We start from the raw sequence: 15343 nt of genomic DNA on the forward strand, positions 1-15343 counted from the left end.
CGCCGCGGCATTGGCCGGCAGGCGCGACTGGGCCTCGCGGGCCAGCGCGCGGGCCCGGGCGGGATCGCCGGCCTGCAGCGCCACGATGGCGTCGGAGAGGGCCTCGACGCCCTGTTCGCGGCGTTTTTCGCGATTGCGGCGCGCCATGATGCGCGGGGCGGTCAGGATGCGGCGCACCACTGACCAAAGGGCGATGATCACCAGCGCAATGAGCAGGAAGATGAAGATGGCCGCGCCCAGCCGGGGCTGCATGCGATAGCCGGCCACTTCCAGCGTCAGGGTGCCGGGCAGCGCGATCATCCAGGCGGCGAGCGCGGCGACGACGAGGCTGGCGATGATCCAGGAGGCGAGCCGGATCATGGGCGCGCTCCGCCAGCCAGCGCCTGGGCGCGCAATTGTTCGAGAAAGCCGGCCGCTTCGGCCTGGGTCGCCACCAGGGCCGGAACGTCGCCGGCCGCGCTCAGCATGGGGGCGGGAAGGCTCTCGAACAGGGTTTTGGCGGCGGCGAAATCGCGCCGGGCAATGGCGCCTTCGAGGCGGGAGGCGATGGCGTCGGGCGTGTTGCCTTCAATTTCCCCGGTAGGACGCAGGGCGATGGCCGAGCGGAACCAATCGACCGCCCCATCCTGCCAGCCGGCACCGGGATCGGCGGGGCGGCCGGCCAGGATTGCCGGCAGCACATCGGCAAAGCGCTGGGCGATGATATCGGGCCGCGGCAGGCCGCTGGTCGCCGCATTCGCAATGGCGGTGGGAATGGCGGCATTGGGCACGGCGGCCCGCAAGGCAGCCAGCTCGGTTTCATAGGGCCGGCCGGTGGCGAAGGCGGTTTCGAAGCCGGAGAGGATCAGCGGCAATTGCAGCACCGCGCCGATATCGGTGGGTTGGCTGGCCAATGCCGCCGAGGTCTGGGACACCGTGCCATCGAGATTGCGCAGATTGGCCTCGGCGCTGCCCAGCCGGGCGCCCAGCTCGTCGAGCCGCGTCACCAGGCCCGCCAGTTCGGTGCGCAGGCTTTCGACGCCGACCGCGTCGCCGGAGGCTTGGGGGGTGCTTGCCAGGGTGTCGAGGCGCTGGCTGAGGGCGGCCAATTCGGTTTCGATGGGGGCCAGATCGATCGGCTCGCCGGCAGGGGTGGCCGGCCGGTTGGATTCGAGCCCGGCGACGCGCCGGGTCAGCGTCGCCAGTTCCGATTGGGTGGTACCGGTCACCGTTTCGAGCTCCGGAATGGCGCTGGCGAACTGGCTGAGGCGCGGATCGGGCGTGGGGGCAGGGGCCGGGGTAGATGGCCAAAGACCGGCCCAGGCCAGGCCATAGGCGGCGGCCAGGCCCAGCACGCCACCGGCAATGGCCGGGATTATGGCCGAACCTGCACCCGCCTGCTGCGGGACGGCGCCGGCCGCTTGGGCGGATTTGGGCGCTTCGCGCGGGCTATCGGATGCGGGCTTGTCAGCCGGTTCGGGCTTTTTGGCGCCGGCGCCGGCCTCGCGCGCTGTCAGGTCGAGCACAGGCGGCTTGACGGCAGCCGACTTTACCGGCTCGGGCTTGGCTGCAGCCGGGTTGGCCGCAGGCTTGTCCTGGGTCGCTTTGGGGTCGTTGCCCTTTGGGTCGGCCATGCGCGGACTCCTTGGTTCTTGTTGCCGATCATGACCCAGTTTGCTCGCGGGCAAAAGCCAGCGCGAGCGTCATCATGCCATCTTCATCCGGCCGGTCGGCCAGGCTGATGCGATTGAAGTGGTTTTCCATCAAGGGCTCGGCCACGGCTTCGGACATGACCAGCATGGCGATGGCGCTGCGCTGGGCCCGGTCGAGGCTATCGGCCAGCTGCGCGAAAATTTCCGCGGTGCGACGGGAATAGATCAGGACGGCGTCGATCGAGCCGCCTGCCAGCCGGGCCAGCGCATCGTCCGGCAAGGCATCGAGCGCGACCATTTCATAAAGCCGGGCGGTCGCTACCATGACGCCGAACGGCGCCAACGCCTTGCCCAGATCCCCGCTCTGGTGCTTGGCCGCGGGGTAAAAGATCGGGCCGGCCAGCCGCGCCCGGGCAATGAGATTGACCAGATCGGCAAAGGCGCCATCGGCGCTGGAGACATCGGCAAAACCATGCTCGCGGGCCTCAAAGGCCGTTCTGCTGCCCACGGTAAAGACCGGAAGATGGCGAAACCGGTCGATCTGCTCCCGCTCGGCCAGTGCACGCAGGCCATTGGTGCTGGTCAGCGCCATGGCCGCAAAGCCGTCGGGCGCGGGCAGGCTCGCATCGAGCGTCTGGCGCACCATGACCGGCGCGGCGATGGCCTCGATACCAAGCGCTTCAAGCTTGAGCACGCTCGATTGGGCGTCCGGCTCGGGGCGGGTCACCAGCATGGTGGTCATGTGGCGGCCCATTGCGCCAGCCATTCCGTGCCGGCCTGGGCGATGAGGTCATCGCCGATCTTTTTGCCCAGTGCCGAGGGGTCCGTGCCCGTTGCCGCGCTTTCAAAGGCGGTTTTGCCATCGAGGCTCAGAATCTGCCCCTTCAGCGTCAGTACGCCGTTTTCCAGCGTGCTCAGCGCCCCGACCGGCGTGCGGCAGGAGCCGTCGAGCACAGCCAGCATGGCCCGCTCTGCCGTGATTGCGGTATGGGTCGGGGCATGATCGAGCACGGCAACGAGATCGGCGATGCGCGGGTCATCGGATCGCACGGCAATGCCGATGGCGCCCTGGGCCGGTGCCGGCATGAAGATTTGCGGATCGAGCAGAGCCGTCGCGCGATGACCCTCCCCCAGCCGGTTGAGGCCAGCCACGGCCAGCATTGTCGCGTCCGCCACCCCATCGAGCAGCTTTTGCAGGCGGGTGCCGACATTGCCGCGGAAGGGCACGATTTCGAGATCGGGCCGCTGGCGCAGAACCTGCGCGGCCCGGCGAATGGAGGAAGTGCCGAACCTGGCGCCCTCGGCCAGATGGTCAAGGCTCTGCACCTTGACCGACATGAAGGCGTCGCGCACATCCTCGCGTTCAAGGAAGGCGGTGAGTTCGATACCATCGGGCAGGCGCGTGGCCACGTCCTTGGAAGAATGCACGCCGATATCGATCGTGCCGGAGAGCATGGCCTCGTCGATTTCCTTGGTGAACAGGCCCTTGCCGCCGATTTCGGTGAGGCTGGCATTGCTGGCCTGGCTGCGGTCGCCGCCGGTGGAAATCACCGTGATGGCGATATCATCCTCGGGGACGCCATGGGCTTCCGACAGCAATTTGCGCACCAGCCGCGCCTGTGCCAGTGCCAGCGGGCTGCCGCGTGTTCCGATCCGGGCGAAGGGGGCTGACGATTGCAATCTCTTGGCGTCCTATAGTAGGCAAAGGCTCGACTTTACGTCGCATCGTTGTCGCGGAAAACCTGGCTCCCATTTTCCGCACAATGCTGCAGGGAGTAACCAGTTCGTCGTGACCGGGCAAGCGCAAGCCATTATTCTTGGCATAGAGACCAGCTGCGACGAAACCGCGGCAGCCATTGTGCTGCGCGATTCGGCAGGCGGCGCCACAATCGCGTCCAATGTGGTGCGCAGCCAGCTCGACGAGCATGCCGCCTTTGGTGGGGTCGTGCCAGAGCTTGCCGCGCGGGCTCACGTCACCTTTCTCGACCATATCATTGCCCAGGCCTGCCGTGAGGCCGGAATTTCGCTTGCCGATGTCGATGCCATCGCCGCCACGGCGGGACCGGGGCTGATCGGGGGTGTGCTGGTGGGGCTGACCACAGCCAAGGCGCTGGCCGCGGCACTCGACAAGCCGCTGATCGCGGTCAATCACCTCGAAGCCCATGCCTTGACGGCGCGGCTGACCGATGGAGTCAAATTCCCCTATCTGATGCTGCTGGTGTCGGGCGGGCATAGCCAATTCGTGCTGGTGCGCGGGGTGGGCGATTACGAGCGCTGGGGCACCACGATCGACGATGCCTTGGGCGAAGCCTTCGACAAGGTGGCCAAGCTCCTCAGCCTGGGTCATCCCGGCGGCCCGGCGGTGGAGGCCATTGCCAAATCGGGCGATGCCAGGCGGTTCAAATTCCCGCGACCGCTCCTGCGCGAGGCGCGGCTCGATTTCTCCTTTTCCGGGCTCAAGACGGCCGTGCGGCTACAGGCCGAGGCGCTGGCGCCGCTCTCGGACCAGGATGTCGCCGATATCGCGGCGAGCTTTCAGGCGGCAGTGGCCGAAATCGTCGCAGTGCGCGCCGGGCAGGCCCTGGCGCGGTTCAAGGAGCAATTGCCTGGGCATGTCCCGCAGTTGGTCGTGGCTGGCGGCGTTGCGGCCAACCGGACCATAGCGGCGGCGCTGCAGGAGGCTTGCGCACGGGCCGGCGCCGATCTGATCGTGCCGCCGATCGCGCTCTGTACCGACAATGGCGCCATGGTGGCCTGGGCCGGGGCCGAGCGCTTTGCGCTGGGCGCGACCGATCAGCTCGATTTCATCGCCCGGCCGCGCTGGCCGCTTGATCTGCCCGATATGAAAGTGACGCCCGATGCGGCTTGAAAGCGTTGCTATCATTGGTGGCGGGGCCTGGGGCACGGCTTTGGCCCAGGCCTCGGCCATGGCGGGGCGGCGCGTGTCGCTGGTGGCGCGGGATGGGGCCCAAGTCGCTGAAATCAATACTAGCCACACCAATAAGCGCTATTTGGGCAGTCAGGCGCTGCATGAAAGTATCGTCGCCACGACGGAGGCAGGGCCGGCCGATATCGTCATTCTCGCCGTGCCGGCGCAATCGAGCCGGGCGGCGCTGGGCGCTCTCGCGCCAGAACTGCTGGCGGGCAAGCCGGTGGTGCTTTCGGCCAAGGGGCTGGAGACCGGCACGCTCGACCGGCAGAGCGAAATCCTGTTTGACATGGCGCCTGAGGCCATTCCTTTTGTGCTCTCCGGTCCCAGCTTTGCCGCCGATGTGGCGGCGGGCCGGCCGACTGCCGTAACGCTGGCGGGCGATGATGCAACGCAGACCTCGGCGCTGGCTTTGGCCCTGGCCGGGCCGAACTTTCGCCCCTATGCCGCCGATGACCGCATAGGCGTCGAAGTGGCCGGAGCGCTCAAAAATGTCTATGCGCTGGCCTGTGGCGCGGTGGAAGGCGCCGATCTCGGCGCTTCGGCCCGTTCGGCGCTGATCGCCCGGGCCTATGCCGAAATGGCCCGCATGGTCACGGCCATGGGCGGTTCGGCCACGACGCTGACGGGGCTGGCCGGACTGGGCGATCTAACGCTGACCTGCACATCGGTGCAGTCGCGCAATTACCAGTTCGGCATGGCTTTGGGGCGTGGCCAGACGGTGGACGAGATCATTGCCGGCGGCGCCAAGCTCGCCGAGGGCGTCGCGACCACCCCGGTTGCCGACGCGCTGGCCAAGAGCCTTGGCGTCGATGCGCCGCTGGTGCATGCCGTAGAGGCCGTGCTGAGCGGCAAAGCCGATATTGCCACAGTGGTGGCGGGGCTGATGTCCCGCCCGCTCAAACGCGAGGATTAGTCGATGCTTTTTGCCATGATCGCCAAGGACAAGCCGGGTAGCGGCGAGCAGCGGACGGCGGTGCGCCCGGTGCATCTGGACCATCTCAATAGCCTGGGCGATAAACTGGTGCTGGCCGGCGCTTTGCTGAGCGAATCTGGTGCGCCCGAGGGCTCGCTGATGGTCATCGAGGCCGAAACCATCGAAGACGCGACGGCGAGTTTTCTGGCCGATCCCTTTATCGAGGCCGGTATTTTCGGCAGCTATGAGATCAAGCCCTGGCGGCTGGCGATCAACAACATGACCAAAAAGGACTAAGACCATGGCCTATTGGTTGATGAAATCGGAGCCCGATGTCTTCTCCTTCGACGACATGATGGCCAAGACCAAGCGCGGTGAGCCCGAGCAATGGCATGGCGTGCGCAATTATACCGCGCGCAACAATATGCGGGCCATGGCGCTGGGGGACCTCGCCTTTTTCTACCATTCCAATATCGGCAAGGAGATCGTGGGAATCATCAAGGTGATCGCCCTCGCCCATCCCGACAGCACGGCTGACCTCAATGACAAGGGGCAGGTGGTGTGGGAATGCGTGGATGTGGAAGCGGTCAAGCCCCTGCCCAAGCCGGTGACCCTGGCCACGATCAAGGCCACCCCGGAGCTGGAAAATCTCGAACTGGTCAAGCTCTCGCGCCTTTCGGTCTCCAAGGTGAGCGACGCCGAATGGGCCTTTCTCTGCAAGATGGGCGGGCTCTGATCGTCCCTTCCGGCGCAGCCTGAGCGGGGTTAATCTCCTCCGGCGCAAACCGCGCTTTCGGGGGAGATCGCTATGTCGCATTTTGCCGTCAACTGGCTTGCCGTTATCGTCGCCGCCATCGTCAGTTTCGCCTTTGGAGCCGGCTGGTACATGCTGCTGGCCAAGCCTTGGCTCGCCGCTATCGGCAAGAGCCGTGAGGAGCTGGAGGGCGATTACACGCCCTTTATCTGGTCAGGCCTGGTGTTGCTGGTCATGGCCTATTTCATTGCCCTGCTGACCCCGGCGCTGACCGGGGCCACCAATGTGGGCAATGGGCTTTTGGTTGGCGCCCATATGTGGGTGGGCTTTATTCTCACCGCCATGATCCTCAACCACCGCTATGAGGGGCGGCCGTGGAGCCTTACCGCGATCAATGGCGGGTATCTCTTGGCCGTGCTGCTGATCGACGGGCTGGTGATCGGGCTGTTTGGCTAAGCCTAGCTTTCCACCACGATGGGTGGGGTGTGCTTGGGCTCGTCGGCCGGGGCATATTTGCTGAGCAGGGAAACCTGGCTGATCGAGAACAGCACGGTCAGCGGCATTACGCCCCAGACCTTGAAATTGACCCAGACGTCCGACGAAAAATTCCGCCACAGCACTTCGTTGATCACGGCGAGGAGGAGGAAGAACAGGCCCCAGTTCAGCGTCAGCTTGCTCCAGCCTTCCTCGCGCAGCTTATAGACGTCGCCAAAGACATATTTGAGCAGGGATTGGCCAAACAGCAGGCCACCCAGCAGGGTCACGCCGAATAGCGTGTTGACGATGGTCGGCTTGACCATGAACAGGGTTTCGTCGCCATAGGCAATGGAGAGGCCGCCAAAGATCAGTGCGCCGATCAGGGTGACGATGGGCATGATGGCCAGGCGCCGGAAAATCGCCCAGCTGATTACCAGCGAGATGGTGAGGACCGGCAGGAAGACGGCGGTGGCGAAGATCAGCGGCTTGCCGCTGAACCAGTCGTTCAGCATGGGGCTGGCCGCCAGAATGGCCTCGCCGCGGAAATTGGCGATGAAGAAGACGATCAGGGGCGCCACTTCGAGCCCCATCTTGATGAGCTGGGGACGAAGCTCTTCCCAATTGACCTCGGGTTCGGCGGTTTTTTCGGTCATGCTGTTTCGTTCTTCAAATTCGGCACTGCCGCAATGTGGGCGCAGGCGGGCGTTGATGCAAGCGCAGGGTTAGCCCGCGAGCGTGGTAAGATTGGGGCTAGGGTCAATCGACATTCAGCTGATGCTGGCCTGCAAATAGTAGTTTTCTGCGCTGCCGGTGCTCACGTACCCAAACGTACGCTGCGCTCCGGTTCTCGAAAACCACTATTTTCGGCTCAGCCTGAGTGAATGTCGACAGGCCCTAAGCCCTATTCGCGACCGGCAATGGCGCGGGCGAAATCGGCGGCGGCAAAGGGCTCGAGGTCATCCACGCCCTCGCCCACGCCGATGAAATGCACCGGCAGGCCAAACTTTTTGGCGATGGCGACGAGAATGCCGCCGCGAGCCGTGCCGTCCAGCTTGGTCATGACCAGCCCGGTGACCCCGGCGCGCTGGCCGAAGACCTCGGCCTGGCGCATGGCATTCTGGCCGGTGGTCGCATCCAGCGTCAAAAGCGTCGCATGGGGCGCCGAAGGATCGACCTTCTTGATGACCCGGATGACCTTTTCGAGCTCGTTCATCAGCTCGTCGCGGTTCTGCAGGCGCCCGGCGGTGTCGATGATCAAAATGTCGCGAGTTTCGGCCTGGGCCTGGGTCATGGCATCGAAAGCAAGCCCCGACGCATCGGCCCCGGCTGGGCGGGCGATGACGGGGGCGCCGGTGCGCTGGCCCCAGATCTGCAGCTGTTCGATGGCGGCGGCACGGAAGGTGTCGCCGGCGGCGAGCATGACCGACTTGCCCTCGGCGGCAAATTTTTGCGCCAGCTTGCCGATCGTTGTGGTCTTGCCTGAGCCATTGACCCCGATCATCAGGATGACGAAGGGTTTTTGCGCCGCATCGATCGCCAGCGGGCGGGCGACAGGGAGCAGGACCTTTTCCACCTCGGCGGCGAGCACGGCGCGGACGTCTTCGCCGGTCACATCCTTGTCGAAGCGGTCGCGGCGCAAGGCCTCGGTGATGGCGGAAGCCGTCTCGATGCCCAGATCGGCCTGGATCAGCACGTCTTCCAGCTCATCGAGCGTTGCCGCATCGAGTTTGCGCTTGGTGAAAACCGAGGTGATCGAGCCGCTGAGCTGATCGGAGGAACGCTTGAGGCCGGAGGCGAGACGGGCAAACCAGCCCTGGCGCGGCGCTTCGGGCGCGGCGGGCGGGGGCGGTAGAACGCTATCGCGCTCGGCGCTGGCGGCTTGCTCGATGTCTTCGAGATAGTCGGGCGTGGTCTCGGGCGGGCCGGGGGGCGGGATTTCCTCGGGCTCCGGTTGCGGGACGGGCTCGGGTTCTGGCGCAGGAACCGCCGGTACCGGCTCGGGGGGCAAAGGCGTGGGATCGACCGGTGGCGGCAGCTCCTGCGGCAATTCTGTGGGAAGCTCTGGCGGCGGAACGGGCTGCGGCGCAGGCGGGACCGGCTGAACAGGGTCGCCACCGAACAATCGCTTGAAAAATCCCGGCTTCTTGTCGGTCATCAACGTGCTTTCACTTCTGATGGCGGTTCACCGAAGGCCCGCTCTTTTTATGGGTCATCCCCGCGCAAGCGGGAACCTCCGTTTGCCACACTATCCTTGTAACAGAGGTTCCCGCTTGCGCGGGAATGACCCTGTGGAGGAATAGCGGCCATTGGCTATTATGCCGCCTCGCGCAGGGCTTCACCCACCAGGCCATCGGCGGCCGTCCTGGTGATGCGAACGGCCAGCAGCTCGCCCGGTTGCGCTTCCGGCACGGCGACCGGCACGAATTGTTCGGTGCGGCCCAGCCCATCGCGCTCGATCAGCACGTTTTCGACCGTACCGACGCGGCTGGCACAGAGCTTTTGGAACTGGGCTTCGCCCTCAGCCCGCAGGATTGCCGCACGGTCGCGCGCCACGCGCTTATTAACCTGGGGCATGCGCGCGGCCGGGGTGCCCTCGCGCGGCGAATAGGGGAAGACATGCAGATAGGTCAGGTCCGCCTCGGTGACGATCTTGCGGGTATTTTCGAACATGTCGTCGGTTTCGGTGGGGAAGCCGGCGATGATGTCGGCGCCGAACACCATTTCGGGGCGCAAAGCGCGGAGCTTGGCGACGATGGCCAGTGCGTCATCGCGTGAATGACGGCGCTTCATTCGCTTCAAAATCATGTCATCGCCCGATTGCAGCGACAGGTGCAGATGCGGCATCAGGCGGCGGTCGCTGGCGATGGCGTCATACAGCGCTTCATCCGCCTCGATGGAATCGATCGAGGAAATGCGCAGCCGCGGCAGGTCCGGCACATGGCGCAGGATGGATTGGGTCAGTTTGCCCAGGGTCGGCGTGCCCGGCAGATCGGGGCCATAGGAGGTGATATCCACCCCGGTCAGCACCACTTCGCCATAGCCATTGGCGACGAGTTTTTTGACCTGATCGACCACCGCCCCCATGGGCACCGAGCGCGAGGGGCCACGGCCAAAGGGAATAATGCAAAACGTACAGCGGTGATCGCAGCCATTTTGCACCTGCACGAAGGCACGGGCGCGGCCATCCATGCCCTCGATGAGGTGGCCGGCGGTTTCCCGCACGCTCATGATGTCGTTGACCTGCACCTTGTCGTTCAGCGGCAGGCCGAACACCATGGGCTGGTAGCTCTCGGCCTTCATCTTGTCATTGTTGCCGATGACCAGATCGACTTCGGGCATGTCGCCGAAGGAGCGCGCTTCGGTCTGGGCGGCGCAGCCGGTGACGATGATGCGGGCCGCCGGATTGTCGCGGCGAGCCTTGCGCACGGCCTGCTTGGCCTGGCGCACGGCTTCGGCAGTCACCGCGCAGGTATTGACGATGATGGCATTGTCGAGCCCGGCCTTTTCGGCTTCGGCCTTCATCACCTCGGCTTCATAGGCATTGAGCCGGCAGCCGAATGTCAGGGTTTCGACGGCCATCAGGCCGCTTCCTCGGCGCGGGTCCAGAGGCCGGTGGCGGGGTCGAGCGTGCCGGTCCATTCGCGTTCGGCCGGGCCGGTCAGCACGACATGGTCGTCGGCCCGCCATTCGACCGTGAGGTCGCCGCCGGGCAGAGTGACGGTCGCCTTGCGGGCAGTGCGGCGGGTGCGGGCGCCATTGACCAATGCGGCGCAGGCGGCAGTGCCACAGGCTTCGGTGAGGCCGGCGCCGCGTTCCCAGGTGCGCAGGATGATGCGATCTGGTGTCACCACCTGGGCAATCGAGATATTGGCCCGCTCGGGAAAGATGGGATGGTTTTCCAGCATGGGGCCGAAACGGTCCAGCGCATAGGTCCAGACGTCGTCATGCACCCAGAAGGTGGCATGCGGATTGCCCATGGAGGCAACCGATGGGGAGTGCAGGACCGGCGCGTCGATAGGGCCGATCTGCAATTCGATCTTGCGGGTATCGGCGAATTCCTCGGCCAGCGGAATATCGTACCAGGCCAGCTTGGGCGTGCCCATATCGACGGTGATCAACCCGTCTCCATGTTCCTCGCCGAACAGGATGCCGGCCAGCGTTTCGAAGGTGAAGGACTTCTGCTCGCCTTCGGTGGCCAGGAATTGCACGACGCAGCGCATGCCATTGCCACAGGCCTGGGCCAGGCTGCCATCGGAATTGATGATCTCGATATAATGGGCGGTGCCGGGGGTCCTGGGATCATGGATGGCCATGATCTGATCGAACTTGGTGCCCGGGGCGGCATTGATGGCGATGGCGGCAGCAGGCGTCACCCGATCGGCGCGGCCGCGCATATCGGCCACGATGATCTGGTTGCCCAGTCCGTTCATCTTGAGAAACGGCACGCCGTTCACTTGTCGCCTCGTCCAAAGGATAGTCCGCTCATCGGCCCTATATGGCGGAAGTGCCGCCAAATTGCCAGTGTCGCCCCATCATAGCTCAGCCGCGCAGGCGGAACACCTGGCGGCGCAGCCATTTCGCCGCGCTCCAGAAGGCCGGGGTCTGTTTGACCAGGCGCTTGAGGGCATCGCGGCGCTCCATGGCGGCGGCGGCCAGCCTTCCGCGCCCGGTCAGCGCGATGAGGCTGTGATAGACCGGGGCGGGTTCGGTCCACTCGATCTTATAGTCGAAATCGCCCAGGCCCATATCGAAGGTCACAAAGCCCGAGGCGTTGAGGTCGTCCATCAATCCGGCCACCAGCACGGCGCTGAGACTATATTTGGCGGCCGGGCCGGACGCGGTCGAATTGATATATTGGGAATAGTGATTGCCCGCCGTCGCGCCCCAGCAGGTGGCCAGAATTTCCTCGCCGGCATAAAGGGCGTGAAGGCACATGGCGGGCCGGTATTGGCCGAAGCTTTGGGCTGTCAGGTCGCGGAACAGGGCGACGAAACCGGCATCGGCGAAAATATTGCGCACGCCCATTTCGGCAAAGCGCTCGCCGCGCTGGGTCAGGAAAACCTGATGTACAGAAGAGAGCGTTGCCGGATCGGCGATCCGTACCACGCGCACCGGGCCATAGGTTTCCTCCAGCCGCCGCACGCTGCGCCTGATATTGCCGCGGCGCTTGGTGGTGAGACGGTGCTCGATATAGGGCGGCGGGGTGGGGCCGATCGTGGTGAGGTAGAGATGGGAGGCGGCCAGCGCCTGGGCCAGCGGCAGCACGATATTGGCATAGCCCTGCCAGGTGGCGGGCTGGTCGTTGAGCGAGAGCAGGTCGACGCCCCCGGCCGCCCGGCCGATGGCCTGGAGCAGGCCGCGCAAGGTGGCGGGGTCGGGCGCGAAGCCGGGCAGGGCCAGCAGCCAATCACTATTGGATTGCTTGGTACCCAAGAGGCGGGCCCGGGCGACGCCGAAGCGGCGTTCGATAGCCAGTGGCAGCAGGGCCATGGGCTGGCCATGATCGCGGATGAGGGCAATGGCAATGCGGTCCGCGGTTTCGGTGCCCGAGGCGATCAGCGCTGCGATCCAGTCAAAGCGCTGGTAGGGCGTCAGTACGGCGTCCTGTTCAAGCGCGCGCCAGCCGGCTTCGGCCGCTTCGAGCGTGTCGAACAGCACAAAGTCCAGTTCCGGTCCGGCCAGAGAGGCCGGGCTCGATTGCATCTGCCCCGAAAGCAAGCTCATCGGTGGGGGCGCACTCCATCTTCGTCACCTAGCCGCAGGGGCAAGATAGGGGCAAAAGGGCACGAATTGATTAATCGGGACGCGAGGATCATGCGGCATCCCGCCGCCCGGCTTGACGGCGGGGCGGCAAGCGCCCGAAACTGGCGCATGCCTAGCGCTTCTCGTCATGATGCGGCGGTGGCCGCCCTCGATGCCTATGAACCCAAAACCGTGCTCGAAGTGGGTTGCGGCCATGGCGTGGCTGTGCGCCTGCTGCTGGCCCGGCCGGACATAGTCCGCGTCACCGCGCTTGATCGCTCGGCCAAGATGATTGCGGCGGTTGCAGCAAGCGCCCCGGAGGCATTGGCCTCAGGACGATTGGCCCTGCGCGCCGAGCCCTTGGAAGCAGCCGATTTCGGCGGCGAACGGTTCGACGCCATTATCGCGGTCAATGTGGATTTCAACCTGCGGCTGGGCGAGCGCTGGCCGGGCCTGCTCAAATCCCTGCTGCAGCCAGGCGGCGTTATCGCATTGGCTTTCGAGCCGCCGCCGGGCAGCGGCAAGGGTGAAGCCTTTTCTAGTCTGTCGCGGCAGCGGCTGGAGGCGGCGGGCCTGGCAGTCGGTATCGAAAAGGTGGCGGGCAATGTCACCGTCATCCTCGCGCGGTGAAAGGGGAGCCGGTTTGCCGCCATTCCTTGACTCCGGCGCGGCTTTCCCCTAAACGCAGCCCATTCATCAGGCTTGCTCCTGACCAGCCGACCGGGACCCCAAGGGTATAAAACGATCCCGGAGGCCACCATCCGCCAGCGCGTTGCGCCCGCGGGTGGGTTTGGCGTTTGGACTGATGGATCCTATGTCTCGCGGAACACTCCGCAGAGAAGGACCAAAAATATGTTCGAGAGCCTTTCCGACCGGCTTGGCAAAATCTTCGATGGACTGCGGGGCCGCGGTGCGCTCAATGCGACCGATGTCGAGGCAGCGCTGCGCGAAATCCGCCGCGCGCTGATCGAGGCCGACGTTTCGCTCGAAGTGGTCCGCGCCTTTGTCGAACAGGTCAAGGACCGCGCCGTGGGCGCCGAGGTCACCCGTTCGGTGACCCCGGGCCAGCAGGTGGTCAAGATCGTCCACGACGAACTGGTCGCCGTTTTGGGCGAGACCGCCGTCGCCATCGATCTCAATGCCCCCGCGCCGGTCACTCTGCTGATGGTGGGCCTGCAGGGCTCGGGCAAGACCACGACCACGGCAAAAATCGCCAAGCGTCTCAAGGACCGCCAGAAGAAAAAGGTGCTGCTGGCCTCGCTCGATACGCGCCGTCCGGCGGCCATGGAGCAGCTGGCCGTGCTGGGCGAGCAGGTGGGCGTCGACACGCTCCCTATCGTCACCGGCGAAAATCCGGTGCAGATCGCCCGCCGCGCCGAGCGCGAAGGCCGGCTGGGCGGCTATGACGTGCTCATTCTCGATACGGCGGGCCGCACCCATATCGATGAAGAGCTGATGGCCGAAACGGTCGAGATCAAGGCCATCGCCAAGCCGCACGAAATCCTGTTGGTCGTCGACGCCCTCACGGGTCAGGACGCGATCAATGTGGCGCGCAGCTTCGATAGCCGGCTCGATGTGACCGGTATCGTTCTGACCCGCGTCGACGGCGATGGCCGTGGCGGCGCGGCGCTGTCGATGCGCGCGGCGACCGGCAAGCCGATCAAGCTGATCGGCACGGGCGAAAAGATGGATGGGCTGGACGATTTCCACCCTTCCCGCATTGCCGACCGTATCCTGGGCATGGGCGATATTGTCAGCCTCGTGGAAAAAGCGGCCGAGCATGTGTCGGCCGAAGATGCCCAGCGCATGGCCAAGAAGCTCAAAAAGGGCTCCTTCGACCTCGACGACCTGCGCAACCAGCTGATCCAGATGAAGAAGATGGGCGGCATGGGCGGGCTGATGGGCCTGATGCCGGGCATGGGCCAGATGAAAAAGGCCATGGCCAATTCCAATATCGACGAGAAGGTGTTCGACCGCCAGATCGCCATCATCAATTCGATGACCAGGAAAGAGCGGGCCGAGCCCGACCTGCTCAATGCTTCCCGCCGCAAGCGCATTGCCGCCGGCGCGGGTGTCGAGGTCAGCGAAATCAACAAGCTGGCCAAGCAGCACCGCCAGATGGCCGATATGATGAAAAAGGTTTCCAAGGGCGGCATGGGCGCGCTTGGAGGCATGTTCGGCGGCAAGATGGGGGGCATGCTCGGCGGCATGCCTGATATGTCCAAGATGGACCCGGCCCAGCTCGAACAGATGGCCCGCCAGGCCGGTATCGATCCCAAGCAGCTGCAGGGCCTGCCCCAGGCGCAGCCGCAGATCGCCCAGAAGCTGCCCAGCGATGTCGGCTCGCTGCTCAAATCCGCCCCCGGCCTGCCAGGCCTGGGTGGCGCTCCCCGTTTCCCCGGCCTTCCCGGCCTGGGCAAAAAGAAATAATCCGATTTAGCTAACCTCAAGGAAAACCAGAATGTCCCTCAAGATCCGTCTCGCCCGTGGCGGCACCAAGAAGCGCCCCTTCTACCACATCGTGATTGCCGATGCCCGTTCGCCCCGCGATGGCCGTTTCATCGAAAAGATCGGCACGTTTAACCCGCTGCTGGCCAAGGACGCCGAGAACCGCGTCGTGCTGAACACCGAACGCGCCACCCATTGGGTCGGCGTTGGCGCCCAGCCGACCGACCGCGTGCTGCGTTTCCTGGATGCTGCCGGCGTTGCCAAGCGCGATGCCCGCAACAACCCGAACAAGGCCAAGCCCGGCGCCAAGGCCACCGAGCGCGCTGAAGAAAAGGCCGCCAAGGCCGCTGCCGCCAATGCTCCCGCTGAGGAAGCTTCGGCCGAATAAATTTGGCCGTTTGATTATGAAAAAGCCCCGGTGCGTGAGCGCCGGGGCTTTTTATTTT

17 protein-coding genes are annotated in these 15343 nt (G+C 65.0%); 8 read left to right on the forward strand and 9 right to left on the reverse strand.

All coding sequences use genetic code 11. The features are described 5' to 3' along the window. From QQL79_RS17135 to hemC, 4 genes are all read right to left on the reverse strand, one after another. The coding region (locus QQL79_RS17135; RefSeq protein ID WP_284392932.1) for a heme biosynthesis HemY N-terminal domain-containing protein at positions 1-360 on the reverse strand (360 nt) is incomplete at its 3' end. Then, on the reverse strand, positions 357-1613 hold the full coding sequence (locus tag QQL79_RS17140) for a COG4223 family protein (protein WP_284392933.1): 1257 nt from the start codon (positions 1611-1613) through the stop codon (positions 357-359). The genes QQL79_RS17135 and QQL79_RS17140, both read right to left, overlap by 4 nt. Before the next feature lie 28 nt (positions 1614-1641). Next, entirely contained in the window at positions 1642-2373 is a 732-nt protein-coding gene (locus QQL79_RS17145; RefSeq protein ID WP_284392934.1) for a uroporphyrinogen-III synthase, read from the reverse strand. Next, a complete protein-coding gene (gene hemC / locus QQL79_RS17150) occupies positions 2370-3311 on the reverse strand; it encodes a hydroxymethylbilane synthase (RefSeq protein ID WP_284392936.1) in 942 nt (313 codons plus the stop codon). Before hemC ends, QQL79_RS17145 begins: the two co-directional genes overlap by 4 nt. A 130-nt stretch (positions 3312-3441) precedes the next feature. Between hemC and tsaD the strand changes: the two genes are divergently transcribed. The 5 genes from tsaD (at position 3442) to QQL79_RS17175 (ending at position 6686) form a co-directional block, all read left to right on the forward strand. Next, on the forward strand, positions 3442-4500 hold the full coding sequence (tsaD, locus tag QQL79_RS17155; protein ID WP_284393379.1) for a tRNA (adenosine(37)-N6)-threonylcarbamoyltransferase complex transferase subunit TsaD: 1059 nt from the start codon (positions 3442-3444) through the stop codon (positions 4498-4500). After that, on the forward strand, positions 4490-5476 hold the full coding sequence (locus QQL79_RS17160) for an NAD(P)H-dependent glycerol-3-phosphate dehydrogenase (RefSeq protein ID WP_284392938.1): 987 nt from the start codon (positions 4490-4492) through the stop codon (positions 5474-5476). The genes tsaD and QQL79_RS17160 overlap by 11 nt, the downstream gene beginning before the upstream one ends. Positions 5477-5479: 3 nt before the next feature. Continuing rightward, positions 5480-5773 (forward strand): YciI family protein, encoded by a 294-nt coding sequence (locus tag QQL79_RS17165; RefSeq protein ID WP_284392939.1) that lies wholly within the window; start codon positions 5480-5482, stop codon positions 5771-5773. Between the two features lie 4 nt (positions 5774-5777). Continuing rightward, complete coding sequence (locus QQL79_RS17170; RefSeq protein WP_284392941.1) at positions 5778-6212, forward strand: EVE domain-containing protein; 435 nt, start codon at positions 5778-5780, stop codon at positions 6210-6212. Positions 6213-6284: 72 nt separating this feature from the next. Further along, positions 6285-6686, forward strand: a complete 402-nt coding sequence (locus tag QQL79_RS17175; RefSeq protein ID WP_284392943.1) for a DUF1761 domain-containing protein — start codon at positions 6285-6287, stop codon at positions 6684-6686. 2 nt (positions 6687-6688) lie between these two features. Here the strand turns inward: QQL79_RS17175 and QQL79_RS17180 are convergent, their stop codons facing one another. From QQL79_RS17180 to QQL79_RS17200, 5 genes are all read right to left on the reverse strand, one after another. Continuing rightward, a complete protein-coding gene (locus QQL79_RS17180; protein ID WP_284392944.1) occupies positions 6689-7360 on the reverse strand; it encodes a septation protein A in 672 nt (223 codons plus the stop codon). Positions 7361-7608: 248 nt separating this feature from the next. After that, entirely contained in the window at positions 7609-8862 is a 1254-nt protein-coding gene (ftsY, locus tag QQL79_RS17185; protein WP_284392945.1) for a signal recognition particle-docking protein FtsY, read from the reverse strand. 158 nt (positions 8863-9020) lie between these two features. Beyond that, positions 9021-10286, reverse strand: coding sequence for a tRNA (N(6)-L-threonylcarbamoyladenosine(37)-C(2))-methylthiotransferase MtaB (gene mtaB / locus QQL79_RS17190; protein ID WP_284392947.1), 1266 nt, complete (start codon positions 10284-10286; stop codon positions 9021-9023). Further along, a complete protein-coding gene (dapF, locus tag QQL79_RS17195; protein ID WP_284393380.1) occupies positions 10286-11137 on the reverse strand; it encodes a diaminopimelate epimerase in 852 nt (283 codons plus the stop codon). Before dapF ends, mtaB begins: the two co-directional genes overlap by 1 nt. A gap of 109 nt (positions 11138-11246) precedes the next feature. After that, on the reverse strand, positions 11247-12431 hold the full coding sequence (locus QQL79_RS17200; RefSeq protein ID WP_284392949.1) for a GNAT family N-acetyltransferase: 1185 nt from the start codon (positions 12429-12431) through the stop codon (positions 11247-11249). Between the two features lie 90 nt (positions 12432-12521). Between QQL79_RS17200 and QQL79_RS17205 the strand changes: the two genes are divergently transcribed. The 3 genes from QQL79_RS17205 to rpsP all read left to right on the forward strand — a co-directional run bounded on the left by QQL79_RS17205 (position 12522) and on the right by rpsP (position 15285). Next, positions 12522-13079: a class I SAM-dependent methyltransferase gene (locus tag QQL79_RS17205; RefSeq protein WP_284392950.1), complete on the forward strand. Its 558-nt coding sequence runs from the start codon at positions 12522-12524 to the stop codon at positions 13077-13079. Between the two features lie 222 nt (positions 13080-13301). Next, positions 13302-14879 (forward strand): signal recognition particle protein, encoded by a 1578-nt coding sequence (gene ffh, locus QQL79_RS17210; protein WP_284392951.1) that lies wholly within the window; start codon positions 13302-13304, stop codon positions 14877-14879. A 31-nt stretch (positions 14880-14910) separates the two neighbouring features. Continuing rightward, positions 14911-15285, forward strand: a complete 375-nt coding sequence (gene rpsP / locus QQL79_RS17215) for a 30S ribosomal protein S16 (RefSeq protein WP_284392953.1) — start codon at positions 14911-14913, stop codon at positions 15283-15285. Positions 15286-15343 lie beyond the last annotated feature (58 nt).

Source organism: Devosia yakushimensis, from assembly GCF_030159855.1.
Lineage (GTDB): Bacteria > Pseudomonadota > Alphaproteobacteria > Rhizobiales > Devosiaceae > Devosia > Devosia yakushimensis.

What these genes read in the sequence shown, in the direction of transcription:
- QQL79_RS17140 (WP_284392933.1), bottom strand. Translation starts at nt 1,613, where the DNA reads ATGGCCGACCCAAAGGGCAACGACCCCAAAGCGACCCAGGACAAGCCT.
- QQL79_RS17145 (WP_284392934.1), bottom strand. Translation starts at nt 2,373, where the DNA reads ATGACCACCATGCTGGTGACCCGCCCCGAGCCGGACGCCCAATCGAGC.
- QQL79_RS17160 (WP_284392938.1), top strand. Translation starts at nt 4,490, where the DNA reads ATGCGGCTTGAAAGCGTTGCTATCATTGGTGGCGGGGCCTGGGGCACG.
- QQL79_RS17165 (WP_284392939.1), top strand. Translation starts at nt 5,480, where the DNA reads ATGCTTTTTGCCATGATCGCCAAGGACAAGCCGGGTAGCGGCGAGCAG.
- QQL79_RS17170 (WP_284392941.1), top strand. Translation starts at nt 5,778, where the DNA reads ATGGCCTATTGGTTGATGAAATCGGAGCCCGATGTCTTCTCCTTCGAC.
- QQL79_RS17175 (WP_284392943.1), top strand. Translation starts at nt 6,285, where the DNA reads ATGTCGCATTTTGCCGTCAACTGGCTTGCCGTTATCGTCGCCGCCATC.
- QQL79_RS17180 (WP_284392944.1), bottom strand. Translation starts at nt 7,360, where the DNA reads ATGACCGAAAAAACCGCCGAACCCGAGGTCAATTGGGAAGAGCTTCGT.
- ftsY (WP_284392945.1), bottom strand. Translation starts at nt 8,862, where the DNA reads ATGACCGACAAGAAGCCGGGATTTTTCAAGCGATTGTTCGGTGGCGAC.
- mtaB (WP_284392947.1), bottom strand. Translation starts at nt 10,286, where the DNA reads ATGGCCGTCGAAACCCTGACATTCGGCTGCCGGCTCAATGCCTATGAA.
- dapF (WP_284393380.1), bottom strand. Translation starts at nt 11,137, where the DNA reads ATGAACGGACTGGGCAACCAGATCATCGTGGCCGATATGCGCGGCCGC.
- QQL79_RS17200 (WP_284392949.1), bottom strand. Translation starts at nt 12,431, where the DNA reads ATGAGCTTGCTTTCGGGGCAGATGCAATCGAGCCCGGCCTCTCTGGCC.
- QQL79_RS17205 (WP_284392950.1), top strand. Translation starts at nt 12,522, where the DNA reads ATGCGGCATCCCGCCGCCCGGCTTGACGGCGGGGCGGCAAGCGCCCGA.
- ffh (WP_284392951.1), top strand. Translation starts at nt 13,302, where the DNA reads ATGTTCGAGAGCCTTTCCGACCGGCTTGGCAAAATCTTCGATGGACTG.
- rpsP (WP_284392953.1), top strand. Translation starts at nt 14,911, where the DNA reads ATGTCCCTCAAGATCCGTCTCGCCCGTGGCGGCACCAAGAAGCGCCCC.